The sequence below is a fragment of the Archangium violaceum Cb vi76 genome (genome assembly GCF_000733295.1).
In the GTDB taxonomy this organism is placed as follows: domain Bacteria; phylum Myxococcota; class Myxococcia; order Myxococcales; family Myxococcaceae; genus Archangium; species Archangium violaceum.
In genome coordinates, this window is record NZ_JPMI01000258.1 from 1 (window position 1) to 14820 (window position 14820).

15 protein-coding genes are annotated in these 14820 nt (G+C 69.3%); 8 read left to right on the plus strand and 7 right to left on the minus strand.

Annotated elements, in window-relative coordinates:
- The 3 genes from Q664_RS35490 to Q664_RS35500 all read right to left on the minus strand — a co-directional run.
- A partial coding sequence (locus Q664_RS35490; RefSeq protein ID WP_160174570.1) for a serine/threonine protein kinase occupies window positions 1-1233 on the minus strand: 1233 nt, incomplete at its 3' end.
- Window positions 1230-2081 (minus strand): DUF2381 family protein, encoded by an 852-nt coding sequence (locus Q664_RS35495; RefSeq protein WP_075207609.1) that lies wholly within the window; start codon window positions 2079-2081, stop codon window positions 1230-1232. The genes Q664_RS35495 and Q664_RS35490, both read right to left, overlap by 4 nt.
- 172 nt (window positions 2082-2253) lie before the next feature.
- Window positions 2254-3093, minus strand: coding sequence for a hypothetical protein (locus Q664_RS35500; RefSeq protein WP_043406144.1), 840 nt, complete (start codon window positions 3091-3093; stop codon window positions 2254-2256).
- 38 nt (window positions 3094-3131) lie between these two features.
- Between Q664_RS35500 and Q664_RS35505 the strand changes: the two genes are divergently transcribed.
- From Q664_RS35505 to Q664_RS35515, 3 genes are all read left to right on the plus strand, one after another.
- Complete coding sequence (locus tag Q664_RS35505) at window positions 3132-3680, plus strand: HD domain-containing protein (RefSeq protein ID WP_043406148.1); 549 nt, start codon at window positions 3132-3134, stop codon at window positions 3678-3680.
- A 274-nt stretch (window positions 3681-3954) separates the two neighbouring features.
- The gene (locus tag Q664_RS35510; protein WP_043406151.1) at window positions 3955-4563 is read left to right on the plus strand and encodes a hypothetical protein; all 609 of its coding nucleotides are present in this window, start codon (window positions 3955-3957) and stop codon (window positions 4561-4563) included.
- A 219-nt stretch (window positions 4564-4782) separates the two neighbouring features.
- On the plus strand, window positions 4783-5598 hold the full coding sequence (locus Q664_RS35515; protein ID WP_052519068.1) for a LytR/AlgR family response regulator transcription factor: 816 nt from the start codon (window positions 4783-4785) through the stop codon (window positions 5596-5598).
- On the opposite strand, the gene Q664_RS35520 is transcribed toward Q664_RS35515, so the two are convergent.
- Complete coding sequence (locus tag Q664_RS35520) at window positions 5559-7679, minus strand: ATP-binding protein (protein ID WP_052519069.1); 2121 nt, start codon at window positions 7677-7679, stop codon at window positions 5559-5561. The genes Q664_RS35515 and Q664_RS35520 overlap by 40 nt on opposite strands.
- Window positions 7680-7841: 162 nt before the next feature.
- Here Q664_RS35520 and Q664_RS35525 point away from each other — a divergent pair, with 162 nt between their 5' ends.
- Window positions 7842-8258: a DUF6209 family protein gene (locus Q664_RS35525; RefSeq protein ID WP_052519070.1), complete on the plus strand. Its 417-nt coding sequence runs from the start codon at window positions 7842-7844 to the stop codon at window positions 8256-8258.
- On the opposite strand, the gene Q664_RS35530 is transcribed toward Q664_RS35525, so the two are convergent.
- Window positions 8242-9252: a 3-oxoacyl-ACP synthase III family protein gene (locus Q664_RS35530; RefSeq protein ID WP_043406153.1), complete on the minus strand. Its 1011-nt coding sequence runs from the start codon at window positions 9250-9252 to the stop codon at window positions 8242-8244. The genes Q664_RS35525 and Q664_RS35530 overlap by 17 nt on opposite strands.
- A gap of 364 nt (window positions 9253-9616) precedes the next feature.
- Between Q664_RS35530 and Q664_RS35535 the strand changes: the two genes are divergently transcribed.
- The 4 genes from Q664_RS35535 to Q664_RS35550 are packed head-to-tail and all read left to right on the plus strand — an operon-like array spanning window position 9617 to window position 13486.
- Complete coding sequence (locus tag Q664_RS35535; RefSeq protein ID WP_052519071.1) at window positions 9617-10201, plus strand: RNA polymerase sigma factor; 585 nt, start codon at window positions 9617-9619, stop codon at window positions 10199-10201.
- Window positions 10198-10962 (plus strand): hypothetical protein, encoded by a 765-nt coding sequence (locus Q664_RS35540; RefSeq protein ID WP_043406156.1) that lies wholly within the window; start codon window positions 10198-10200, stop codon window positions 10960-10962. Before Q664_RS35535 ends, Q664_RS35540 begins: the two co-directional genes overlap by 4 nt.
- Window positions 10959-12551 carry a caspase family protein gene (locus Q664_RS53110; RefSeq protein WP_052519072.1) on the plus strand — a complete coding sequence of 531 codons (1593 nt, stop codon included), beginning with the start codon at window positions 10959-10961 and terminating at the stop codon, window positions 12549-12551. The genes Q664_RS35540 and Q664_RS53110 overlap by 4 nt, the downstream gene beginning before the upstream one ends.
- The gene (locus Q664_RS35550; RefSeq protein WP_043406159.1) at window positions 12539-13486 is read left to right on the plus strand and encodes a hypothetical protein; all 948 of its coding nucleotides are present in this window, start codon (window positions 12539-12541) and stop codon (window positions 13484-13486) included. Before Q664_RS53110 ends, Q664_RS35550 begins: the two co-directional genes overlap by 13 nt.
- A gap of 25 nt (window positions 13487-13511) precedes the next feature.
- Here Q664_RS35550 and Q664_RS58285 read toward each other — a convergent pair whose 3' ends face one another.
- Together Q664_RS58285 and Q664_RS35560 are read right to left on the minus strand one after the other, a co-directional pair.
- Window positions 13512-13937 (minus strand): hypothetical protein, encoded by a 426-nt coding sequence (locus tag Q664_RS58285; RefSeq protein WP_052519073.1) that lies wholly within the window; start codon window positions 13935-13937, stop codon window positions 13512-13514.
- Window positions 13938-14453: 516 nt separating this feature from the next.
- A partial coding sequence (locus tag Q664_RS35560; protein WP_200883812.1) for a pre-peptidase C-terminal domain-containing protein occupies window positions 14454-14820 on the minus strand: 367 nt, incomplete at its 5' end.

Genomic DNA, 14820 nt, shown 5'->3' on the forward strand with positions numbered 1-14820 from the left:
TCTGGGGGGGGGGGGCTGCGAGAGGGTGTCGTCGGCTCTGCGGGAGGGGAACAAGGAGTGGCTTCCTTTCTCGGTGGAACCCGCGCCGGAGCACGCCAGCTCGAAGGCAGAGACACACTCCTCGCGGACCAGACCCCACCCTAACCCGAGTACCCCCGTGGTGATGGCGAGCACCAGGAGCGCCCCTCTCTGGTGCCGCGGCTTCCTCGGCTCCTTCCGTGCGTCCGCCGTCCGCCCCGCTGGAGTGGACGTCTCCGGCGCCGCGTTCTCCTCTGGAGGGGTGGGGGCCTCCTCCTCCCGTGCCGCGAAGACATACGGGCGCTTCCATGGCTCCGAGTCTCCCTCCGCCTCCAGCATCCGCATCAGTTCCTCGTGGACGGCCCGGGCATTCGGAGGGCGCTGCTCCGGCCGCTTCGCCAGCAGCCGCATCGTCAGCTCATTGAGCCCTGGTGGCACGCGCGGGTCGAGCAGGAGGGGCTCCTTCGGGACGATCGACTCGATGGCGAGCAGCAGCTGCGCCTGGGGTAGCCGGGGACTGAAGGGATGGCAGTCGGTGAGCGCCTCGTAGAGCAGGGCCCCCAGGCCGTAGAGGTCCATGGCGGGAGTGGCGGAAAGGCGCGCTCCCTGCTCCCAATCGCCGTTGATGAGGAAGGTGGCGCACTCGGGAGGCAGGTTGTGGAACGTGGTCGGCGGCAACACCTCTGTCAGCGTGTAGGCCCCGGGCAGGAAGGCCGAGCCGAAGTCGGTGAGGAAGAGCTTCTCGTCACCCTCCCGGATGAGGAGGTTGTCTGCTTTGAGGTCCCGGTGCACCACGCCGCGCTCGTGCAGTTCCGCAAGTACCCGTGCCACCTCGGCCACCTCCTCCATTTGCCGGCGCAGCGAGGAGTGTGTCTTCCAACGCCACCGGTTGAAGGTGCACCCGGGGATGTACTCGGTGACGACGAAGAAGTAGCCCGAGTCCGCGTCTGGCCAGCGTCCCGTCGCGTAGACCTTCGGCAGGTGGGGATGCCGGAAGTGCCCCAGCACCACCGCCTCGCGGACTGCCCGCTCGTCCACGTGTGACTCGTCCTCGGCGCTCGGCGGCCGCGCCGCCATCTTCATCGAGAAGCAGTGGCCTCCGTGTTCCACGAGGAGGACGGTGGAGAAACCGCCGGAGCCCAGACGGCGGACCACCCGGTAGTGACGCACGCGGTGGCCCGGGCGGAGTTGGTCCGGGTGGAGCGGGCGCTTCATGGGTTCACCTTCAGTCCTTCGAGGCGCAGCGTCCGGGGGCCGTCCTCCTCCAGGGTCAGCTCCACGCATCCAGCGTCCTCTGGCATCGGCGTGGTGAAGGTGTGGAACTGGTATTGGCCGAAAGTACCCGAGGTGATGCGCACGGGGAGCCCCTCACCTCGAGGGCACCCGGCCTCCAGCCGGACCCGGACGAGCCGCCAGGGCCTGGTGTTGCGGCGGTCGACCTGAAGGGTGACCGTGACGAAGAGGTATCCCTCCAACTGGAGGGAAGACTCGACCCAGGCCCGGAGGCCGCTGGCCGGAACGGAGGCTCCCTTCATGCCCGGAACACGGAGCGACAGCCTGGGATGGCCGCCTCCTGGTACGTGGCTCGCGAGCAACTCGCGGGCGACCGCGTCCACCTCGTTTCCGTCCGCCACCGGCTCGGGAATCACGTGGGCGCGGGTTATCCACACCTCCGCGTCCACCACCTCCCTCCGGGTGACGAGCGCCAGCGTCAACGAGACGGGCTCACCGGCCTCCGTGCGTCCCGTCACGGGCAGCAGCAGGCGTTCCCCCTCGGGCAGGTTCTTCACGGGGGAGACCACCAGGGAGCGCTCTCCAAAGGGGGCCACCTCGACACGCCCCTGCCACTCTGGCTCCGGCGATACGCGTGGCTCCACGAGGTCCACGAAGCGGACCCGGGTGACCGTGCCCGAGTCCACGAACAACACCGGGAGCACTTCTGGCTGTCCCGCGACGAGCACCGTGCCGCGCCGCGATTCGAGCCCGGTGGCCCGTGCTGGTTTCGCTGCGAGGGGAGTGACGAGAAGGAACCAGAGCAGGGCTGTCCACGAGCGAGGGCGCACGGGGCCTCCGGGGAGAGGCTCGCACCGTAGAGGAGCCCGCCTGCGCGGACAAGGACTGCTCAACCGGAGCGGTTACCCTGGAGCAGGTCACTTGACGAATCGGCCGGGCGCGTGATGGTCACCGGGGGGACTCTCCATTGGCGGTGCGTGTCCGCGAGCCCATCCGCACGTCTCAGCCTGGCCGTGATGGCTCGGGTTCGACCTCGTCATTGATGGTGTAACCATCGGCCATCGACAGGGGATACAGGGCACGGCGTTGGACGTTGGCGTGGTTGACCGCGAGGTGGAATTCGCCCGCGATCATCACCCATGCGCGGTTCGGCGGCTCGGTTTGCTCTTTCAGCCAGGACTCTGCCATCTCACTGCTGACGAATGAGGCCACGGCGATGGGGGCTACATCCTGTACGAGTTCCGCGAGGTAGTACTCCATGGCGGGCCACGGCATGACCTTGCGGTGGTTGATGTCTCGAAGATAGACGGCCTGGTGGTACTGGTCCCCAATCAATACGAAAGCCCTGCTGGGTGGCTCGGGAGCCCGTTCCAGCCAGTCCGCTGCCGCTCTCTGCGAGTCGAACGCGGCGATGACGGGTGGTGGGGAACCGGCTTCGAGCCTCCGCATATACTCGTCCAAAGTGACAAGCTCGCCGGTCAAAATGATGTAATCCACCACGTCGAGGATGAGACGAATCGATCCATGATCATTGGTCGCACCCGGCGCGGCCAGCAGTTGAGCGAAGAATCCACGGGTTCTGGCCAGAAGCTCCCGGATGTTCGCACTGCCAGCGGCTCCTGGTTCAGTTGGGGCGAGATGACTCGGTTCAACCCGGGTCGGGCGGCCTGGGTCCTGACTCTGGCGGAAGTCCTCGAACCGGTAGTCCTGGCCGGTCGCGGAGATGAACGAGAGGATGCAGCCCGCACACTCCAGGATTCTTTCTCGTTCAGGAGATTGCTCTTCCTTCCAAAGCCTTCCGATGAGCTTCTGGGCCTCGATGATTGCATCGTGGATTGGCATCAAGGATGACTCTACCCGCGTATGCTCACGGACGCCCCATGTCCCTTCGTCTCCACGCGCTCCCCGAGTCCGCCGCGCGCATCCTCGAGGAACTGCGCGCGCCTCCGCGGCTGATGGCCCACCTGACGCTCGTTCACGACGTGGCCGGCAGGCTCACCTCCGCGCTGCGCAAGCGCTGGCCCCGGTTGTCGTTCGACGCGGAGGCCGTGGCCTTCGGCGCCGCGCTTCACGATGTCGGCAAGGCGGTGGTCCGGGAAGAGCTCTCCCAGCCAGGAGACAGGCACGAGGCCCTCGGGGAGCAGCTCCTTCTCTCACGGGGCGTTCCGGCTCACCTCGCGCGCTTCGCCCGGACGCATGCGCAGTCCGAGCGCGAGGCCCTGGCGCTCGAGGACCTCCTCGTCACGCTGGCCGACACGGTCTGGAAGGGGAAGCGGGACGAGCCGCTCGAGCAGGAGGTCCGCCGCCGCGTAGCCGCCGCGTGCGGGTTGGCTCCGTGGGAGGTGTTCCTCTCGCTGGACGAGGTGCTCGAACGGCTGGCGCGAGATGCCGATGAGCGCCTCGAGTGGCAGGCATCCCACGGTCTTTGATGTCACTCTTCAGTAGCGCGGGACTTCTCCGGCGTGGGTGGATGGGAAAAGCCGCCTCGTTTCGTCCAGTCAGGCAATCTCTGACGTTTCACGGGTGCGGCAGGCCGGTTCACAGCACCGGTGGAGCGCCTCACGGAACCACTGCGGCCGGCGTGTGCACGGCTCTGTAGTTTGGCTTTGCAACCCGGGCAGACCGGTGTGCCCGGGGCGCCACCCGCGAGGGTGGTCTCGGCCGTTCACATTCATTCCAGATTCTCACCAAATGGAGAAAACCATGTTCCGCAAACTCATTTCCTTCGCACTTCCCACGGTGGCGCTGGGCCTGGCTGGCTGCGGCGTCGACGCCATGGAGCAGGAGCCCGTCCAGGGCACCGAGCAGTTGGCCACCACCGAGCAGGGGCTCTACTCGGTCGTTCTCAATGACACCAACCTGAACTTCTTCCCGCCGCCGAAGGTGGCGGGTGACACCGAGTTCGGTGGGAACGGTCCCGAGATGGACATCAACGTCCAGCTCGAGCTCCGCAACGGTGACACCGAGCTGTGGGTGGGGATGTACATCAGGGCCCAGGAGACGGATGGGGGCGACACCAGGGCCGAGGGCTGGAAGTGGTACCACATCTTCTCCACCACGGGCAGCGCCATCGAGAAGGTCTGCCTGACCGCGGCGGATTGCGACGCTCAGACGGCCAGACTGACCCAGCCGTTCTCGTTTGGCTTCACGGATACGGGGCACGGCATCAACGGCTACGGGTTCCCGCAGCTCATTCCCGCCACCCGGCTGGTGTGGATGCTCTCCTGCGTGGGTGACACGGATGGCAAGGAGGCCGGGTCGAAGACCGGCTGCTCGGCCATCCTTCACGACTTGACGGTGCGCTACTACTGAGTCCTGCCTCCGGCGGCGGCGCGATGCGTGACGCCGCCGCCGGACACCCCCTCGGGTGGATGCTTCAGCCGTCACGCCTTCGTCACCCCTAGGCCGGTAGGGATGCTCGCAACCCATCTTCATGGACTTGTGCCTGAGCCCCCTGGTCATGGAACTGAAAAGATTCATCGAGATCGTCTCCTCCCACGAACCATGTGACACGCTCGGGGAGTACGCGCCGTGAGCCTGTCGACGGAGAGTGCCCCCATCCGCGTACTGCTGGTGGATTCTGAGCGTCCTTCCCTCCAGAGCCTGAGTTCATGGCTGGCCACGGACCCGGAGGTGGAGGTGGTGGGCGAGTGTGACAGTGGGCCCGTCGCGGTGCGGATGCTGCGCCAACACCCCATCGACGTGGTCTTCCTCGGAGTGGAATTGCCGGGCATGGATGGCTTCCAGGTGCTGCGGGAAGCAGGTCCCGCGCACACGGGCGCCACCATCTTCGTCAATACGGACGACTCCCACGCCCTCAAGGCCTTCGAGGCGCACGCGCTCGACTACCTCCTCAAACCCTACGACGAGGAGCGCGTCACCCGGGTGCTGTCGCGCGCCAAGGAGCACGTGCGGGGTGGGCGCATCCAGGCGCTGGCGCGCCAGTTGATGGGCCTGCTGAGCACCTCCCAGTCCGCCGCGAACCTGGCGCCGCCGCCGCCTCCCGCGTCGCGCTATCTGGAGCGGCTGGTGCTCAAGGAGGTCGGCCGGGTCGCCTTCCTCTCCGTGAGCGAGGTGGATTGGCTGGAAGCCGAGGACTACTACGTCCAGGCCCACGCGGGAGGCCAGACGCACCTGCTCCGTCAACCCCTGCGCGAGCTGGAGGCACAGTTGGATCCCCGCCAGTTCGTGCGCATCCACCGCTCCACCATCGTCAACGCGCGCCGGGTGCGGGAGATGCGCCCGCTCTTCCATGGCGAGTACCAGGTCATCCTGGGCGATGGCACCTGCCTGAAGCTCAGCCGCGGCTACCGCGAGCGGTTGGACGCGTTGCTGGGCGTGGCGTGACGGGCCCGGGTGCGGCACCGCGCCTCGGCGGCGCGCGCCTGCGCGGCATCCTCGGGTCGGCCCGTCGCGTCCATGAGGGCCGCCGCGCGAGCGTAATGATCGGCGGCCTGCTCGGGGGGAAGCACCTGCTCGTCCGCGTGCGCGGAGGCCAGCAGGAAGGGCAGGGCACGCTCCACCGAGCCCGCCTCCATCCAGTGGTGGGCCAGGAGGATGGCCGGGGCTCCCTCGCGCTCGAGCACGGTGGCGAGACGGCCATGCAGGACCCGGGCGGCGGCGGGGGCGAGGCTGGCCCGGACGGCTTCCAGCACCAGGTCATGGCTGAAGCGCTCGTCCACCAGGATCTGCGCGGCCTCGAGCGCGCTGAGCGCGGCATGAAGCTCGGTGGCGCTCACCTCGAGGACGTCGAGGGCGAGCGCGGGCCGGTAGTGGGAGCCGGCCAGGGCGGCGAGCTGGGCACACTGGAGGGCCAACGCGGACAGCCGCTCCAGACGGTGCTGGATGAGCGGACCGACGCGCCCCGGAGGCAACAGCCGGTGGGGCCAGTCCTTGTGGAGGGAGTCGGTCTCGAGCAGGTGCTTGAGGGTCTCGGTGATGTAGAGGGGATTGCCACCGGTGTAGCGGGCCATGGCCTCGGCATGGGCCTCGGCGCCGGGGAGCCGCAGGCTCGCCAACAACTGGCGCACCTCCTCGGGGGAGAGGGGGCCGAGGTCGACGACGCGCGCCAGTTCCGCGTCCACCAACTGCCGGATGTTGGCCTCGGAGTAGGGCGGGAGCTCTCCCCGGCGGTAGCAATCGATGATGCGCGGTTTTTGAGCTGTCCCCCCGTTGGCGTCGAGCAGGCGTGCGACGGCGTAGGTGAAGACCTTGGAGCTGGCCTTGTCCCAGTACTGCACGTTGTCCACGACGTGGATGACACCGCCCTCGCTGAGCAGCCGGAGCGCCTCCGCTTGAGCATCGTAGAAGCGCAGCTCGTCGGCCTCGGAGGCCAGTGGGGGGAGACGGCGTGGGTCGCCCAGCTCGGGGAGGATGCGTGAGAGCTCGTCGCGCACCCAATCTGGCAGCTTCACGTCGGGGTGGCGGGTCATGTGGGTCCGGAGGGCGCGGGCCTGCGAGGCGAAGGGGACCTCCTGGTCTCCTGGACGCCCTTCAATCCGGAACCACGAGCCCTTGAAGGCCGCGAACTCCTCGGCGAGCCGGGATTTGCCGCTCCCGGGCTCCCCGGTGATGAACAGGACCTGACCGGCGTTCCATCCCTCCTCGAGCTGGCGCCAGGCGGACTCCCGGCCCACGAGCACCGGAGGCCGCAGCACGGAGAGGGGGAGTGACGGAGGGAGCGCGGCGGGAGGACGGGGGAGCGGGGTGTCCTTCTCGATGTGCCGCACCAGCTCGAGGGTCTCGGGCATGGGGGTGACGTCCAGCTCGCGGGAGAGGACGGAGCGCAGCCGCTCGAAGGCGGCGAGGGCGGCGCCGCGATCTCCCTGGAGGTAGTGCAGGCGGATGAGGTAGCGGCCGGCCTGCTCGGACTCGGGCTCCTGTTGGACCCAGGCCTGGGCCAGGGTCAGGGCGGTCGTCCGGTCGCCCTGGGTCATGTGGCGTTCGAGCTCCGCCTCACGCGCCTGGCGCACCCAACCTTCCACGGCGGCACGGGCACCGTCCAGCCAGCGTGCCAGCTCCGGGCAGTCCTCGTAGTCGAAGCCGGGCAGCAGCGCGCTACCGCCCGCGGTATTCAGGGCCTCGAGGACCTGGGCGTGTGCGTGGGCCGCGGCGGCGGACTTCAGGCGCGCGACGTCCACGGCCAGCCCGGGACCGGGCTCCAGGCGCTCGGTGTCTGCCTTCACCACCTCGAGGCCGCCACACGCCAGACGCAGCCGACGCAGCAGCTGACGCATGTTGTTGCGTGCGGTGGTGGGGGGCGAGTCGGGCCACAGCAGGCCGGTCAGGGTCGGTTTGGGCGAGGACCCTTCCAGCCCCAGATAGGCCAACAACGCCGCTGCCCGCCGCTCCAGCCGCACCCGTTGGCCCTCGGGACCTTCGAGCCACGCCACTCCCAACACCCGCCCTGTCCACCCGCTCCAGGCCACCTCGGTCCTCCTCTCCCGTCGTCACGCTGGCCGGCTTCTCAGGCTACCAGGACACCAGGAGGGGGAATGCTGTAAAAACTCCAAAGTGGGAAATCCCTGGAAGATTCCCTGCTGGATCCCAGAGGATGCCCGCGTTGTCCTTCCCCCCACCAGGAGCTTGTCGTGTCGTCCAGACTCTGTGCGTTCGTCCTTCCCCTGCTGCTCGCCACCTCCGCCGCGGCGCAGACCCCGGTCATCGCCTTTCCGGCGAGCGGCCCCTATACGGTCACCGGAACCCTGCGCGCCGGCCAGCCCTTCACCGTCCAGTACGCGCTCGATCGGCTGAAGACCTGCCGTGCGACGTACAGCGGCATGGACACCTGGCTCATCGCCGTCGAGTACCGCTTCGACTACGGCACCTTCCAGAGCGCCTACGTGACCACCACGAGCGGCTACATCCGGCAGCCGGCGCCGGCCACCATCACGGCACCGGTGGGGGCGCGCACCCTCGAGATGCGCTTCAAGAACTGGGACCGTGGGAGCTGCGTCGCCTACGACCCGAGCTCCTGGCCCATCTACACCTTCACGCTCCAGCCGTAGCGCGGCGCTCCAGGAGGGCACCGGCCCAGGTGAGGCCGCTGCCCACCACGGCGAGCGCCACCGCGTCTCCCACCTGGGGGTTGTCCCAGTTCTCCGAGAGCACGGTGGGCGCACCCGAGGCCCCACAGTTGCCGCGGTACCCCACGTTGTGGAAGTGGCGCGCGTCGGACACCTCGGTGCGCCGCTGCACCGCCTCCAGCATGCGCAGGTTGGCCTGGTGTCCGATGAGGCTCAGCCCGTCCGGTGTGCGTCCCGGAGAGGCCGCGAGGTAGTGCGCGCGCAGCGCGAGGAAGGTCTCGCTCGCGCGCTTGATGGCGAAGGTCTGCACCGCGGCGCCCTGCTGGGTGAAGTGGCCGGCGCGGGGCACCTTCACCTTGTCCGCGCCCGAGGGGCTCCCGCCGAGCAGTGTCCGCGTGATGCGCCAGGGGCCGGGGATGCGTGGGCTGAGCAGCGCGGCGCTGGTGCCATCGCCCCACAGCACGCAGCTGGAGCGGTCCGAGTAGTCCACCACGCGGGTGGAGTTCTCCGGATTCACCACGAGGATGAAGTCCGGGAGGCGCTCCGGCCGCATCCCGGCGAGGAAGTGCAGTTGCGCGCAGAAGGAGGAGCAGGCTGCGTTGACGTCCAGCGACGGGGCCTCGATGCCCAGCGCCTCGGCGATGCGGCAGGCCTCCGCCGGAATGCACTCGTCGGGCGAGCAGCCACCGGACACCACCATCCCCACGTCCTTCACGTCGCGCCCCGCGCGCCGCAGGGCCATCAGCGCCGCGCGCTTGCCCGTCTCCGCGTTGGAGTACAGCGCGGCCTCGAGTGCTCCGCGCACGTCCCGGTTGCGTGTCTCGCGGATGTAGTCGAGCGGCAGCACGGTGTGCCGGGTGCGGATGCCCACCCGCTCGACGATCCACGCGTCGTCCGTCTCCAGGCCGATGTCCTGGAGGAACGCGTTGGTGATGAGGTTCTCCGGGTGGAAGTGTCCGAGCGCGTGGAGGAACATGCTGTCCGTCTACCCGCGCCACGTCATGGCTCTGCCACGGGCCCGCGGATTTCACGCGAGGGCCACGGTGTGACGCGGTGCGGGGCGTGCGCGCGATGCGTCCAGGAACGGACATGCGCGGCGGCGGGTGCCGGCTCGCTCGGGAGACAGGCGGCGAGCAATCCGGAGGGGGAGCCGCCAACCCGGGAAATTCCGCCGGGGGTCTTGCCCGGATCGCCGGCTCACGGGTCCAAGGTTCTGGAGTGCCAGCAGGAGGCCCGCGTCGATGACGATCCTATTGCAGCTACAATCCAGCGGCGGGGGGCTCCGGCTGGACGCGCTCGGGTCTGGTAGAGTGCGCTCCTCCCCATTCCCGATTGACGCATTGAGCCGAGACGACTCGCAGCAGATCTCCCTGCTCTTCAACCAGCACGGGCCCCGGGTGTACCGCCGGGCGTTGCGGTTGTTGGGCAATCCCGCCGACGCGGAGGAGGCCACGCAGGAGATCTTCATCCGCGCCTTCCGTGCCGCCGGGAGCTTCCGGCAGCAGAGCCAGATGACGACCTGGCTCTATCAAATCACCACCCACTACTGTCTGAACCTCATCCGTGACCGCTCGCGCCGCACCGAGCTGCACGAGGAGCATGTGTCGCCCATGGCGGACAGCGACTCGCGGGCCGCGTCGGTGAGCCCCGATGATCTCGTGCTGCTGCGCCGGTTGCTCGCGGAAGCCGACGAGCGCCAGGCCGCCGCCGCCGTGTACGTCTTCCTCGACGGCATGTCGCACGAGGAAGCGGCCTCGGTGCTCGGCGTGTCCAAGCGCACGGTGGGCAACCTCCTGGAGCGGTTCCAGGAGTGGGTGAACGCGCGGACGGCGGGAGGCACGGATGGCACGCCGCCTCCTCCGGCCGCACCACCACCGGAACGCAAGAGCTCGGGGTTCCTGGGATTCGGAAGGAAGCGCTCATGAAGCCGCCTGACTTCGTCAATCTGCGCGCGGGTGGGCCGGAGTGCCCTTCCGACTTCACGTTGGATCGGCTCCACGCGGGAGAGCTCCCGCCGGAGGAGGCTCAACGGAGCGAGCGCCATGTAGCGGGCTGTGCCGATTGTGGTGCTCGCATGGCCGAGCGTCGGGCCGGCTTCGGTGCCATCGAGGGCGTGGACCCGCGCGTGATGCTGGGGCGCATCCGGAAGGGGCTCGATGAGCCCGCCCGGGCTTCGCTCCCCGAGCGGCTGAGCGGCTGGACGCGCCGTCTGCTCGCCCCGCTGGCGATGGTGGCCACCGCGGCCGTCGTGCTGATGGTGGTGGTCCCCGGCCAACAGGGGACGCGGATGAAGGGGGCGCTCGGACTGCATGTGTTCCGGCTCACGGGCGACCATTCCGAGGAGGTGGTGAGCGGTGAGGCGTTCGCGCCGGGCGACCGGCTCCGCTTCCGCGTGGACGTGCCGGCGGAGGGGCACGTGACGGTGCTCGGCGTCGAGGCGTCCGGGGCGCTCTATACGGCGTGGCCGCTGGAGCCCGGTGTCCAGACGCGCTTCGAGGAGGGCGATGGCATCGAGCTCCCGGGCGCGGTGTCGCTCGACGCGCAGCCGGGCCGCGAGATGCTCTACCTGGTGCACTGCCCGCTCGAGGTGGGTCCGCCGGAGTGCACCTCGGGAGGCGCCGGGGGGAAGCCCGTGTGCCCCGAGGGCTGCGCGATGACGTCGTTCATCATGGAGAAGGGCGGATGAGCCGGGGGGCCTTCTTCCTGCCAGGCCTCGTGCTGGCGGTGCTCGTGTCCACACCGGCCCGGGCGCTCCCCGAGCACACCTGGGTGGTGGCCATCGGCCATGATCAGGGGGCTCCCCACGAGGTGGGCCTGCTCTTCGCGGAACAGGATGCCCGGGCCTTCTCCGACGTGCTGCGCCAGCACGGGGGCGTCTCGTCGCGGCGGACGATGCTGCTGCTCGGCGATGACGCGGGCTCGGTGCGGCGGGCCCTGCAGGATGTGAACGCCTCCATCCGCGCCCAGGCGGGGGCGGGGCATCCCACCGCGCTCGTGGTCTTCTACTCGGGCCATGCCGACGCGACCGCGCTCCACCTCGGTGGAACGGAGCTGCCACTCGAGGAGCTGAAGACGCTGGTGGCGGGCTCGCCCGCGGGCGTGCGCCTGCTCGTGCTCGATGCCTGCCGCTCCGGAGCGGTCACCCGGGTGAAGGGCGTCAACGCCGCCGAGAGCTTCGACATCTCCCTGCGCAACAACATCGCCACCGAGGGCCTGGCCATCCTCACCTCCAGCGCCGCGGGCGAGTCGAGCCAGGAGTCCGATGAGCTTCGTGGCTCGTTCTTCACCCACCACCTGATGAACGCGCTGCGCGGCGCGGCCGACCATGACGATGACGGCAAGGTCACGCTGACCGAGGCGTATGGTTATGCCTATACCCAGACGCTGCGCTCGAGTGGCCAGACGGTGGCGCTGCAGCACCCCACCTACTCCTGGGAGGTGAAGGGGCGTGGCGAGCTGGTGCTGTCGACTCCGGAGACGACACAGGGAAGGATGGGGCGGCTGCGGCTCGGTTCCTCGTCGCTCTACCTCATCCTGGAGGGGCGGCGCGGGGGACCCGTGGTGGCGGAGGTCTCGCCACAGGGCAACCGCCGGGAGCTGTCCCTGCCCGCGGGCCACTACTTCGTGCAGCAGCGCAGCACCGAGGAGTACCGGGAGTATCAGGTGTCCCTGGCCGCGGGCGCCGTGGCGGACGTGGCCTCGCTGCCCTTCGAGACCGTGCGCTACGACCGGCTCGTGCGCCGCCGGGGGGGCGGGAAGCGCTACACCCATCACGTCTCCCTGCTCGGGGGGGCGCAGGGGGAGATGCTCGCGGGAGACGGCACCGCGCCGCAGCTTCGCGTGGGTTATGGGCTCGACTTCGATTGGGGCTCCGTGGGCGTGCGGCTGCGGGGCATGAGGAGCCAGAGCTCCGGGCTGGACGGGCTGCTGCCGCGCACCCATGACGAGCTCGGCCTGGGATTGACGCTCCAGCGCTTCGTGGATTTGCAGCCCGTGAGCCTGGCGTTCGGGCTCTTCATCGAGGGCGTGTACCACCGGCAGGGCTTCGACACGGACCGGGTGTCTCCGGACCGGCATGCGCTGGGCGCGGCCTTCGGCGGAATCCTGTCGGTGGAGCGGCACCTGGGCGCGGGGCTCGCGCTGCGGCTCGAGGGCGGGCCGGTGACGGGCCTCTTCCAGCGGACCGTGATGAAGAACGGGGTGGAGACGGGTGCACGTGAGCTGGCGACCCCCCTCACCTGGTGGGGCGCGGGAGGACTCGTATGGCGCTGGTGAGCATCGAGGGCAGGGCCGCTTTCCTTCTTCGCGGGCTCGTCTGTCTGCTCGCGGGGGCGGCACTCGCCTGCGGGGAGACGCTCGTCGACGAGACGTACTCGGGGACGCCGCTGTTCACGTTCAAGGGACGGGTGGTGGCTCCCTCGGATTACGTCAATGAGGAGGACGCCGAGGTCTTCCTCCTGGTGCTGTGGAGCCCGGGCGGCGCGGCGAAGGCGGACAAGCTGGTGGCGCAGCCGGGCACCCTCCGCCGCATGGCGTTCTTCCGCTCCTTCGAGATGCACCTGTTCGACGAGCCCGGACCCGGGTTCCTCTACACCACGCCCTCCGGCGCGCGGTATGCCATCGGGCGGCTCGGGGGCTTCCAGGATGCGAATGGCAACGGGCGCAAGGACGACTCGGAGCCTCTCGAGGGCTACTCCCAGAACGCGTTGATTCGCGCGCCCGAGGCGCTGTCGGCCAGTGATTCACCCACCGGGGCTCCCTTGAGCGCGGGGTGGCACCTCGTCTCGACCCCGCTCGAGTGTCCGCCCTCCGGCGGACCCCAGCCCACTCCTGGACCCGATGAGCCCGTGGCGGATGGAGAGTGTGGGGTTCGGCTCGGAGACGGGTGCAAGAAGGACGCGGACTGCGGGGGCGGGGTGTGTGTCCTCAACTTCGTCGGGGCGTGGGGCGGCGGTGCCTGCCTCATTCCGGAGCCGCCGCCCGACGGTTGCCGCCAGAAGGGCTCGGTGCTGCTCCGGGCCCCCGCGCCGGACACGACGGCCTATTGGATCAAGGCCTGTACGGTGACGGAGGACTGTGGGCGCCTCCATCCCTATCAATGCGATCAACAGCTCCGGGGGTGCAGGCCCACGGCCGAGGTCGTCGTGGACGTCAACGGGCGGGAGCCGCCGCGCTCCTTCTGCGTGGAGCAGGGGGCTCCGCCTCGGTAGTCGTCCCGTCTCCCGCTTCGAGCCTTCAGTTCCGCTCCGGTTCCTCCCGGGGCTTCTCCTCCCCTTGGACCTGCCGCCCCTGGACTCCAACCCCCTGGGGGAGGCGTACGTCCACCTCCCGCTCCACCCGCCGCGGGCGCGTGACACCCGGTGGGAGGCATTGGGGTTTGAGCTCCTCGCGCAACGAGCCGAGGGGCGTCTTCACGTTCGTGGTCACCTCCGTCCGCTGCTTGGCGACGACGACGTCCTGCTGGAAGAGCAGGCATTGATCCTCCCCGTAGTACCAGGCGGAGTAGCCGTCCTCGAAGAGCTCCGTGCGCGAGGGAGCCCGCTCCATCTGCTCGACGACCTGCTGCCTCGTCATGCCGGGGTAGAGCTGCTTGAACCTGTTGGCGCAGCCACTACTCAGGAAGAGCAGGGTGAGGGCGGCGGCGGTTTCGCGGATGCGCATCGTCATGACTCCAAATGCGAGAGGGCATCCACCGAGGAGTGGCGGTGCCCGTCTCGCGCCACAAGCGCCCGCCGGTACGGGGTGAACGTCTCCGGCTTCACAGGTGCGGTGCTCGGGGGACGAAGCCGTGGGCCCACTCCGGTTGTTTCATCATCTCCTCCGCTACCTGGCTGCACCGCGAAGCCTTGGCGTGGATCGGGTGTACCCACCCGGGGCGCGCGTGTCCCCTCGTGGGAAGTGTCCTGCCCACGGAGGGCACGCGAGCGCCATGCTTCGCCCTGCTGCCGCAGCCGCGGGGCTTCCACGTCCTCACGGAGCCACCCGGGGGCGCCTCCCAAGTGGAGAGGCCGAGGCCCCGCCGGCCCCGGTCGAGCTGGGCATCCCCGCCAACGACCCGTGCGCCTGGCGCTGGTGGCCCCGGCTGTTGCACTGAGGGGCCGTCGGAAAAGAGAAGGCCCCCGGGAGGCATGCCTCCCAGGGGCCGTTCAACTCATGTCCTGCTCAGCGTGCTCGGGACTAGTACGCGCCCTTGAGCGAGGTGCTGGAGTACGAGCTGTAGCCGCGCAGCATCACGTAGTAGCGGCCAGCGCTGGTCTTCGCGGCGAAGGAGCACGTCTCGCTGTTGCCGGACTTGTACGGGCGGCAGTCGTACGAGGAGGTGCTCGGCGCCGAGCCGAACTTCACGTACATGTCCGCGTCACCCGAGCCGCCGCTCAGCGTGAAGGTCACCGCGCGGCTGGCCGGCACGTCCAGGTGGTAGTACTTCAGCGAGCCCGAGGCGCCCGAGATGCCGGTGATGGCCACGTTGTTGGTCAGCGCCGTGGACGCCGGGGGAGGCGTCGCGACACCCACGCCCACCGCCGACCAGGCCGCCGTCACGGAC